At 71.7% G+C, this 9,813-nt stretch carries 8 protein-coding genes; 6 read left to right on the top strand and 2 right to left on the bottom strand.

Going from position 1 to position 9,813, the window contains the following annotated elements:
* Positions 1-1,264 (bottom strand): sensor histidine kinase (locus ACXJKL_RS06755; protein WP_457206290.1); only part of this gene is annotated, 1,264 nt, incomplete at its 3' end.
* Positions 1,265-1,714: 450 nt separating this feature from the next.
* On the opposite strand from ACXJKL_RS06755, the gene ACXJKL_RS06750 reads away from it, so the two are divergent.
* Genes ACXJKL_RS06750 through ACXJKL_RS06740 form a run of 3 tightly spaced genes read left to right on the top strand, consistent with a single transcriptional unit; the run spans position 1,715 to position 3,718 of the window.
* Entirely contained in the window at positions 1,715-2,434 is a 720-nt protein-coding gene (locus ACXJKL_RS06750) for a response regulator transcription factor (RefSeq protein ID WP_457206289.1), read from the top strand.
* 31 nt (positions 2,435-2,465) lie between these two features.
* Complete coding sequence (locus ACXJKL_RS06745) at positions 2,466-3,254, top strand: 3'(2'),5'-bisphosphate nucleotidase CysQ (protein ID WP_457206288.1); 789 nt, start codon at positions 2,466-2,468, stop codon at positions 3,252-3,254.
* Between the two features lie 53 nt (positions 3,255-3,307).
* A complete protein-coding gene (locus tag ACXJKL_RS06740; protein ID WP_457206287.1) occupies positions 3,308-3,718 on the top strand; it encodes a VOC family protein in 411 nt (136 codons plus the stop codon).
* 106 nt (positions 3,719-3,824) lie between these two features.
* Here ACXJKL_RS06740 and ACXJKL_RS06735 read toward each other — a convergent pair whose 3' ends face one another.
* The gene (locus tag ACXJKL_RS06735; protein ID WP_457206286.1) at positions 3,825-4,505 is read right to left on the bottom strand and encodes a hypothetical protein; all 681 of its coding nucleotides are present in this window, start codon (positions 4,503-4,505) and stop codon (positions 3,825-3,827) included.
* 229 nt (positions 4,506-4,734) lie between these two features.
* Here ACXJKL_RS06735 and mfd point away from each other — a divergent pair, with 229 nt between their 5' ends.
* Genes mfd through ACXJKL_RS06720 form a run of 3 tightly spaced genes read left to right on the top strand, consistent with a single transcriptional unit; the run spans position 4,735 to position 9,750 of the window.
* Positions 4,735-8,316 (top strand): transcription-repair coupling factor, encoded by a 3,582-nt coding sequence (mfd, locus tag ACXJKL_RS06730; protein ID WP_457206285.1) that lies wholly within the window; start codon positions 4,735-4,737, stop codon positions 8,314-8,316.
* Positions 8,313-9,008, top strand: coding sequence for a hypothetical protein (locus tag ACXJKL_RS06725; protein WP_457206284.1), 696 nt, complete (start codon positions 8,313-8,315; stop codon positions 9,006-9,008). Before mfd ends, ACXJKL_RS06725 begins: the two co-directional genes overlap by 4 nt.
* Positions 9,009-9,024: 16 nt before the next feature.
* Entirely contained in the window at positions 9,025-9,750 is a 726-nt protein-coding gene (locus tag ACXJKL_RS06720) for a MazG family protein (protein WP_457206283.1), read from the top strand.
* The last annotated feature ends 63 nt before the right edge of the window (positions 9,751-9,813 follow it).

The raw sequence follows: 9,813 nt of genomic DNA, 5'->3' as shown, positions 1-9,813 counted from the left end.
GGGTCAGGGAGCCGCCCTGCTCGGAGAGCAGCCGTCGGCCCACGTTGAGCCCGATGCCCTGACCGGCGGATCCGTCACCCCGCACACCCCACTCGAAGATGCCCTCGCGCACCTCCGGTGGGATACCGGGTCCGCCGTCGGCGATGTGGATCGCCACGTTGTCGTGGTCCCGGGTCACCTCGATGCGACTCTCGGTGTCGGCTGCGTGGGTGGCGGCGTTCTCCAGGAGGATGTTGATGACCTCGGCGATGTCGTCGCGGCGCCCGCGCACGACCTGTCCGGTCGGCTGCCAGATGATGCGTCGTCCCCGGGCCCGGTGCAGCTCGAGCAGCGGGTCGATGGTGGCGTCCAGGTCGACGGGCTCGGGCACCGTGGGCTGCCGGTTGTCGAGCAGTCGCTCCAGGCGCGACATCTCCGTGCGCATGTTCTCGTCGAGGCGGCGCCGGGTCGTGGCCGCCACCTTGCCCTCGTGGAGCAGCCGGGAGGCGTTGCTGATGCCGGCCACGGTGCTGCGGATCTCGTGGAGGCGCTCCTTGCCGTCACGTCCGACCGCCTCCGCCGCCTCGAGCCGGTCGTTGAGGTCGTTGGTGGTCCGCTCCTGCTGCACGATGAGGTCGCGCAGCAGGGCGAAGGAGACGCTGAGGAAGAAGAAGGCGCCGGCCAGCTGGGCCACCGCCACCCCGCCATCGACCCACGGTCGCTGGACCACCGGCGTCTGCGCCAGGTTGGCCGCGCCGAGCATGAGGAAGAGGGTGAGCACCCGCGGAGTGGTCCAGCCGCAGGGCACCGGGTGGCGCAGCAGGACCACGACGGTGAGCACGTGGAGCGAGGTGACCAGGGCGGTCATCGAGTTCAGGACGATCGGCGAGAGGTCGAGCGGGGCGAGCTCGACGACGGCGAGGCGGAACAGGCAGACCAGGATGCCGAGCGAGAGGCCCAGCACCAGCGGGTCGGGTGTCCGGGTCGCACGGGTGCCGGCGACCACCAGGGCGAGGATCACGACTGCCGAGACCAGGTTGGCCACGATCAGCCAGCCGGGCCGTGAGGCGAGTTCGGCGGGATCGACCACGCCGGCGCGCGGCACGGCCAGCGCCTGGACGCACCCGAAGAGTGCGGCGCTCGCCCACCACCCGTGGGTCACGGTCGGCGAGACCCGCCACGTGACGTAGAACAGGRTCGAGGCCGCGAGGGCCAGGACCGTTGCTGCCGTGCCCACGAGGAGCGCCGGAGGGACGACGAGGTCGTCCCGCAGCGTGCTGATCACCACCGCCGCTCCGGCAGCCGCTGCTGCCAGTGCTACGTACAAAGGGCCGCCCAGCCTCCGACGGCTCAACCAAGGCACTGTCACCTGATTCGAACCTTCCCCCGAGAGTCGTGCTTGCCGGGGAAACGTGCGGATGGACCCCCCTGGCCTGTCCGCACGGGCGTTCGTGGATGTGTGGTTCGACCCGATCGATCAGCCCCCCGGCCCCCGGATCACGTTCGAACCATCTGTACTGCGTCACACACGTTAGGGGTGCGACGCGCTGACGTACAGGAAAATTTTCGATCCCCTACCCCAATTGTGGTATGGGCTAGACACACGGCCGTCCCCAATACGAGCCATAGTCATGATGACGGAGTGGCGGTGTCCGCCGAGACCGACACAGTGTGAGGCACACCACGCCGGCGCGGACCCATGAACGCACCGGCTCCAACGCTGGGAGGACGACGCGTGTCGCAGACCCATCCCCCGTCCCGGAGCGCCCACCGCGGCCGCCCCACCATCCACGTCGCCGCGAGGCTCGCGTTGCTGGGGCAGACCGTGCAGGCCGCCCTGCACGGGCGTGACCTGCCGGCCCTGTGCCTCCGGCTTCCCGAGGAGGGAGCGCCGTGGGCCCGCTCCCTGGTGCGCCCCGACGACCTGGTGCTGCTGCTCGACGACGTCGATGCCCCTGGTGACCTGCGCCGTGCCCGTGAGCGCGTGGCGACCTGCCCGGCGCGCTGCATCGTGCTGACCTCGGCACCCACCGGCATGATCTGGGTGGCCCTCATGTCCAGCGGGGCCGAGGCCGTGCTGTCCGCCCAGGTCTCGCTCGACGACCTGGTGGAGACCATCGAGCACGTCCTGGCCGGTGACGAGGTGGTGGACCCGGAGCGCCGGGCATCGATGATCCAGGAGTGGGAGGACATCACCAGCCAGTTCGAGCAGATGGCCGGCCGGCTGTCGACCCTGTCGCCACGCGAGCTCGACGTCCTCGAGCGGGTGTCCCGCGGGGAGTCGGCGGCGGAGATCGCCGTCAGCCTCGGTGTCGCCCTCACCACCGTCCGCAGCCACATCAAGGCCGRCCGCAACAAGCTGGGGGTCAACTCCCAGCTCGCTGCGGCGGCGATCCTGCGACGTCGCCCCGACATCGAGGGCGCCGGCCCGGTCGCCTCCGGCAGCAAGGCGTGATCGCTCGGCGACGCACCGTTAGGCTGCGCGCGTGACTGAGACGATCCCGGGCACCGACCCGAGCCAGCTCGATGACCACGCCTTCGCCGCCTGGGCCGCCGAACAGGCCGGTGCCGTCCTCCTCGAGGTGCGTGCCGGAGCCGAGGGGCGTGGTCTCGAGGGCAAGGCCCTCAAGGACGCAGGCGACGCCGCCGCTCAGGAGGTCCTCGCCCGCGTGCTGGCCCGGCACCGTCCCGACGACTCGGTGCTGAGCGAGGAGGCCGCCGACGACAAGGGCCGCCTGCAGGCGCGCCGGGTCTGGATCATCGACCCGCTCGACGGCACCCGGGAGTTCTCCGAGCCGCCCCGCGACGACTGGGCCGTGCACGTCGCGCTGTGGGAGGACGGCGAGCTCACCGCCGGCGCCGTGGCCCAGCCCGCGCTCGGCGAGACCTTCAGCACCGGTACGCCGCGCCCGGTCCCGGCGCGCACCGCCGACCGGCCCCGCATCGCGGTCAGCCGCACCCGGCCGCCGGCCTTCGTCCAGGCACTCGCCGCCGACATCGACGCCGAGCTGGTCCCGATGGGATCCGCCGGCGTCAAGGTGATGAGCGTCGTGCGCGACGTGGCCGATGCCTACGTGCACGCGGGTGGGCAGTACCAGTGGGACAACGCCGCCCCGGTCGCCGTGGCCCGTGCGGCCGGCCTGCACTGCTCCCGCGTCGACGGCTCGCCCCTGGTCTACAACGAGGACGACACCTCGCTGCCCGACCTCGTCGTGTGCCGCCCCGAGCTGGCCGAGCAGATCCTGGCCTTCGTCCGTCGCCACGGCACGGAGTGACGACTGCCTGAAACCCGGTTGGCGTCGACCGGGATCCGTGCCAGCGTCGGACCATGACCTCCCTCGTCGCCCACACCACCGTCGACTGCCGCAACGCCTACGAGCTCTCCGAGTGGTGGAAGGACCTTCTGGGCTACGCCGACCTCGACGGGGACCCCAACCTGCCCGGCCACGAGGAGTGCATGATCCGCGACGTCGAGTCCGGTCATCGGATCCTCTTCATCGAGGTGCCCGACGACAAGCTCCCGCCGAAGCGCATCCACTTCGACCTCCGCCCGCGCGAGGGCACCCGGGACGAGGAGGTCGAGCGGGTGGTCGCGATGGGTGCGCGTCAGGTGGGTGACCAGCGCGGCCGGTACGGCCCGGGCACGGGCTGGGTGGTCCTCGCCGACCCCGAGGGCAACGAGTTCTGCATCCTCAGGTCCCTCGACGAGGTGCACGCAGGACCCGTCCTCGAGGAGTGAGCGACAGCCGAGTCCTCGGACGCGACTCGACCCCGGAGCGGTGCTCCGGGGTCGAGTGCGGTGGTGGGTCGCCCAGCGTCAAGGACAGGGCGTCAAGGGATGAGCGTCAGTAGCGGATCGTGTAGAAGCCGGCCGACAGCGTGGTGATCTGGCTGGTGCCCTTGACGATCACGCGGAAGTAGACCTTCTGGCCGCGGCGGCCGGTGGGCAGCTTGACCCGGAACGCGCTCTTCTTGTTGGTCTTGACGGTGCGGTACTTCTTGTACTTCTTGCCAACCTTGCGCTGGATGACGACCTTCTTCTTCTTGTACGACGGCTTGATCTTGCCCACGATGCTCGTCCCGGGCGTCTTGGCCTTCAGCTTGTAGGTGACGCCGACGTTGAGGACGGCGGACTCGCTCGGGGCGTAGTTGTCCTCGTAGGCGTTGGTGGCGGCGTAGCCGGAGTAGACGACCTTGTAGGCCACGTTGGAGGTGGGCTTCTGGTCGGGCAGACTCAGGTAGCCGCTCGCGTCGACGGTGGCGACCGGCACCCACGTCGGGTTGGACGGCGTGTACTGGTAGAGCGTTGCGGTGCCCTCGTAGGCGCTGGTGCCGTCGGAGGCGACCACGGCGCCACGCAGGACGACGTCGCCGCCGTACTCGACCGGGTTGTCGCCGTAGGCGAGCTCGATGGTCGTGGTGGTGGTCAGGTTCGCCGTGGCCTGGGCGGGTGCGCTGATCGCGACCGGCGCCAGTCCGAGGAGGCCGGCCGTGGTCAGGCCGGCGATGAGTCGAGTGAAGCGCATGTGCCCCGTGTCCCCTTTCGATGGACGCCGTCGGCGTCCGCCATGTCAGACGCGGACCGGTGGCGGCCCGCTGGCCGCGACCTACCCAGCCCCTCGCCCCGGCAAACCCCGCCGGACCACTCGACTTCGCCGGGGCTTTCGTAGACTGGCGAGCGACCCCCGTCCACGGCTGGACGGGGGCTCGACGGCGTGCCCGCAGGGGCGCTGCCGACCCCGATGAGAGGACGCGATGAGCGCGCTGACCCGAGTGGCCGACGACCTGCTGGCCGGACCGGTGCTGGCCGAGGCGATGGCCGACTCCCGCGACGTCGCCACCCTCGACCTCACCGGTCCCGCGGCCGTGCGCCCCTTCGTGATCCGCGGGCTCGTCGACGCCGGCCGCACGGTCCTGGCCGTGACCGCCACCGCCCGGGAGGCCGAGGACCTCGTGGAGGAGCTCGTCGACCTGGTGGACCCGGCCCGCACCGCCTACTACCCGAGCTGGGAGACGCTGCCCCACGAGCGGCTGAGCCCGCGCAGCGACACCGTCGGTCGACGGCTGGCCGTGCTGCGCAGGCTGCGTCACCCCGGCACCGACGCCACCAACGGCCCGCTGTCGGTGGTCGTCGCCCCGATCCGGTCCCTCCTGCAGCCCCAGGTCCGGGGGCTTGCGGACCTGGAGCCGGTCGAGCTCGTCCCCGGCCAGACGGTCGCGCTCGAGGACGTCGTCCGCGGCCTCGCGGACGCGGCGTACACCCGGGTGGACATGGTGGAGAAGCGCGGCGAGTTCGCCGTGCGCGGCGGCATCGTCGATGTCTTCCCACCCACCGAGGAGCACCCGCTGCGGGTGGAGTTCTGGGGCGACGACGTCGAGGAGATCCGCGCGTTCGCGGTCGCGGACCAGCGCACCATGGGTGCCGTCCAGCGCCTGTGGGYGCCGCCGTGCCGTGAGCTGCTGCTCACCGAGGACGTACGCCGCCGCGCGGCCGAGCTGGGTCGCGCGCACCCGCAGCTGCTCGAGCTGACCGACAAGATCGCCGCCGGGATCGCGGTGGAGGGCATGGAGTCGCTGGCCCCCGCGCTGGTCGAGGAGATGGAGCTGCTGGTCGACCTGGTGCCGGCGGACACGACGGTCCTGGTGCTCGACCCGGAGCGGGCCCGCACCCGCGCCCACGACCTCGTCGCCACCAGCGAGGAGTTCCTCGGCGCCAGCTGGGCCGCCGCGGCCGGCGGCGGGCAGTCGCCCATCGACCTGTCCACCGCGTCGTACCGCGAGGTCGCCGACGTGCGCGAGCACGCCCTCGACCGCCGCCTCGCGTGGTGGACCGTGAGCCCCTTCGGCATCGAGACCGACGACGTGGCCGGCGTGGACCTCGACGTCGTGGTCGGCGCGGTGTCGTCGCGGTCGCTGTCCGCGCTGCCGGCGGAGGCCTACCGCGGCGACCTGGAGCGCGCCATCGCCGACGTCCGTGGGTGGCTGGCCGACGGCTACCGCGTGACCGTCGTGCACCCCGGCCACGGCCCGGCCGAGCGGATGGTGGAGGTCCTCGGGGAGCACGACGTGCCGGCCGGCCTCGACGCCGACGGCACGGGGGTCGTCACCGTCACCACCGGCTGCCTCACCCAGGGCGTCGTCGACCCCGCGGTGCGGGTCGCGCTCCTCACCGGTGAGGACCTCAGCGGGCAGAAGGCCTCCACGCGCGACATGCGCAAGATGCCCGCCCGCCGCAAGAAGCAGATCGACCCCCTCGAGCTCAAGGCCGGCGACTACGTCGTGCACGAGCAGCACGGCGTGGGCCGGTTCGTGGAGATGATGCAGCGCGAGATGGCCGGCGCCACCCGCGAGTACCTCGTCCTGGAGTACGGCGCGTCGAAGCGCGGCGCCCCGCCGGACCGCCTCTTCGTGCCGGCCGACACCCTCGACCAGGTCACCCGCTACGTCGGCGGCGAGCAGCCCAGCCTGGACCGGCTCGGCGGCGGCGACTGGACCAAGCGCAAGAACCGCGCCCGCAAGGCGGTCCGCGAGATCGCGGCCGAGCTCATCAAGCTGTACGCCGCCCGGCAGGCCACCCAGGGCCACGCCTTCGGCCCGGACACCCCGTGGCAGCGCGAGCTCGAGGACGCCTTCCCGTTCAACGAGACCCCGGACCAGCTGAGCACCGTCGACGAGGTCAAGGCCGACATGCGGCGCACGGTGCCGATGGACCGGCTGGTCTGTGGCGACGTCGGCTACGGCAAGACCGAGATCGCGGTCCGCGCGGCGTTCAAGGCGGTGCAGGACGGCAAGCAGGTTGCGGTGCTGGTGCCGACCACGCTGCTCGTCACCCAGCACCTGAGCACCTTCGCCGAGCGGATGAGCGGCTTCCCGGTCGTGCTCAAGGGCCTCTCGCGCTTCCAGACCGACAAGGAGGCCCGGACGGTCATCGACCAGCTCGCGACGGGCGAGGTGGACATCGTGGTGGGCACCCACCGGCTGCTCAACCCCGACATCCGGATGAAGGACCTCGGCCTGATCATCGTCGACGAGGAGCAGCGCTTCGGCGTCGAGCACAAGGAGCAGATGAAGCGGCTGCGTACCTCGGTCGACGTGCTCTCCATGAGCGCCACCCCGATCCCGCGCACCCTCGAGATGGCGGTCACCGGCATCCGCGAGATGTCCACCATCACCACCCCGCCGGAGGAGCGGCACCCGGTGCTGACCTACGTGGGCGCCTACGAGGACCGTCAGGTCGTGGCTGCCGTACGACGTGAGCTGCTGCGCGAGGGCCAGGTCTTCTTCATCCACAACCGGGTCAACTCGATCGAGAAGGCCGCCGCCCGCATCCGCGAGCTCGTGCCCGAGGCGCGGGTGGCCACCGCGCACGGCCAGATGGGGGAGCACCAGCTCGAGCAGGTGATGCTCGACTTCTGGGAGAAGCGCTTCGACGTGCTCGTCTGCACGACCATCGTGGAGTCCGGCCTCGACGTGTCCAACGCCAACACGATGATCATCGAGCGGGCCGACACCCTCGGCCTGTCCCAGCTGCACCAGCTGCGCGGCCGCGTCGGGCGGTCCCGGGAGCGGGCCTACGCCTACTTCCTCTACCCGGCCGAGAAGCCGCTGACCGAGACCGCGCACGAGCGGCTGGCCACCCTGGCCCAGCACTCCGACCTCGGCGGCGGCATGGCGATCGCCATGAAGGACCTCGAGATCCGCGGCGCCGGCAACCTGCTGGGCGGCGAGCAGTCGGGCCACATCGCCGACGTGGGGTTCGACCTCTACGTGCGGCTGGTCGGCGAGGCGGTCGCGGACTTCAAGGGCGACGCCGAGCCCGAGGTCAACGAGGTGCGCATCGAGCTGCCCGTCGACGCCCACCTGCCGCACGACTACATCCCCTCCGAGCGGCTGCGGCTCGAGATCTACAAGCGCCTCGCCGAGGTGCGCTCCGACGAGGACGTCGACGGGCTCCGCGAGGAGCTCGTCGACCGGTACGGCGAGCCGCCGGCCGTCGTGGAGTCGTTGCTGATCGTGGCGCGGTTCCGGGCGCGGGCGCGGAGCGCCGGAGTCGGCGAGGTGACGATCGCGGGCAGGAACGTGCGGTTCGCGCCCGTCGACCTGCCCGAGTCGCGCGTCGTACGCCTCAACCGGATCTACCCCAAGTCCATCGTGAAGGCGCCGGTGAGCACGATCCTGGTGCCGCGGCCACAGACCGCGGTCATCGGGGGCAAGCCGATCGCGGGCATCGCCCTGCTTGAATGGGCCCGTGGTGTGATCGACACCATCATCGATCCGCCCGAGGCCCAGCAGGCCCGACAGGCCCAGCAGTCCCAGCCGTCGAGGAGTGACGCGTGAGCACAACCCGTCTGAAGACCGTCCTGCGGACGGCGGGGGCCGTGGCCCTCTCCGGCCTCGTGCTCACCGGATGCGGCAGCAGTGCCCGTCCGGGGGTGGCCATCGAGGTCGGCGACGAGACGATCTCCACCAGCACCGTGGACAGCGCGTCCGCGCACCTGTGCACCGCGCTCGGCGACGAGTTCAGCGCCAACGGCACCGTGGTACCGATGGGCTTCATCCGTCAGGGCGTCGTCCAGCTCATGGCGCTGTCGTCGACCGCGCACCAGATCGCCGACGAGTACGGCGTGGAGCCGGGCGCGGCGTACGAGCGCGAGGTCGCGTCCCGCACCCGCACCGCCGCGGCCTTCCCCGAGGAGGTGCGCGACGACTACGTCGAGGTGATGAGCGCCAACGCGCTCGCCAACGACGTCCTCGAGCAGGTCGGCCGCGCTGAGCTGGCCGAGCAGGGCTTCGAGGACCCGACCGTCGACCAGGTCAACCAGGCGGGCACCGACATCTTCACCTCGTGGCCCGACGCCAACGGGATCGTCGTGGACCCGCGCTACGGCGTGGAGCTCGTCGACGGCACCCTCACCCCGGTCGACACCAACCTCTCGATGGCCGTCGGCGACGACGCGAAGGCAGGACTGGCGACCGAGCCCGACCCGACCTACGCCAACACGCTGCCCGAGAACCACCGCTGCGGCTGACACGGTGGGGCCGGGGATGGCGCCGACGGGGGAGCCCGCGTCGGGGGACGCCCTCGTCGAGTTCGTCGCGGTGATGCGGCGGCTGCGGGCCGAGTGCCCGTGGAAGGCCGCCCAGACGCACTCCTCGCTCGCCCGCTACCTGCTCGAGGAGACCCACGAGACGCTCGAGGCGATCGACGTGGGCACGGGGTCCGGAGACTGGGACCACCTGCGCGAGGAGCTCGGTGACCTCCTCCTCCAGGTCTACTTCCACGCGGCGATCGCCGAGGAGCGCGGCGACTTCACGATCGACGACGTCGCGGCCGACATCGTCGCCAAGCTGCGCAGCCGCAACCCGCACGTCTTCGGCGAGGTCGCCGGCGAGCTGCTCACCCCCGAGCAGGTCAACGCCGAGTGGGAGGCGCGGAAGGCGGTCGAGAAGCCGCACCGCACCTCGGTCACCGACGGCCTCCCGCCCGGCCTGCCCGCGCTGCTGTACGCCGACAAGGTGCTGGACCGGCTCGAGCGCGCGGGACGTCATGAGGATCGGTCGCCCGCGCGACCAGGTCCCATGACGTCCGAGGAGCTGGGGGAGCGGCTGCTCGCACTGGTGGCGCAGGGACGAGAGTCGGGCGTCGACCCCGAGCAGGCGCTGCGCCTCGCCGTACGCCGTGAGGTCGAGGACGCCGAGGCGGCCGCGGCCCGACCCGGTGCCGCCGACCGCCCTGAACGGCCCCGGGGGCACCGGTCCGGGCGGGTCTAGGCTGAGGGCGCACGTGACCCCACCCACGACTTCCCAGGAGCAACCTGTGGCATCCATCGCAGC

The organism is Nocardioides sp. P5_C9_2, assembly GCF_054049555.1.
Note: the sequence above shows the minus strand (reverse complement) of the source record. Positions and strands in the feature narration are given on the sequence as shown.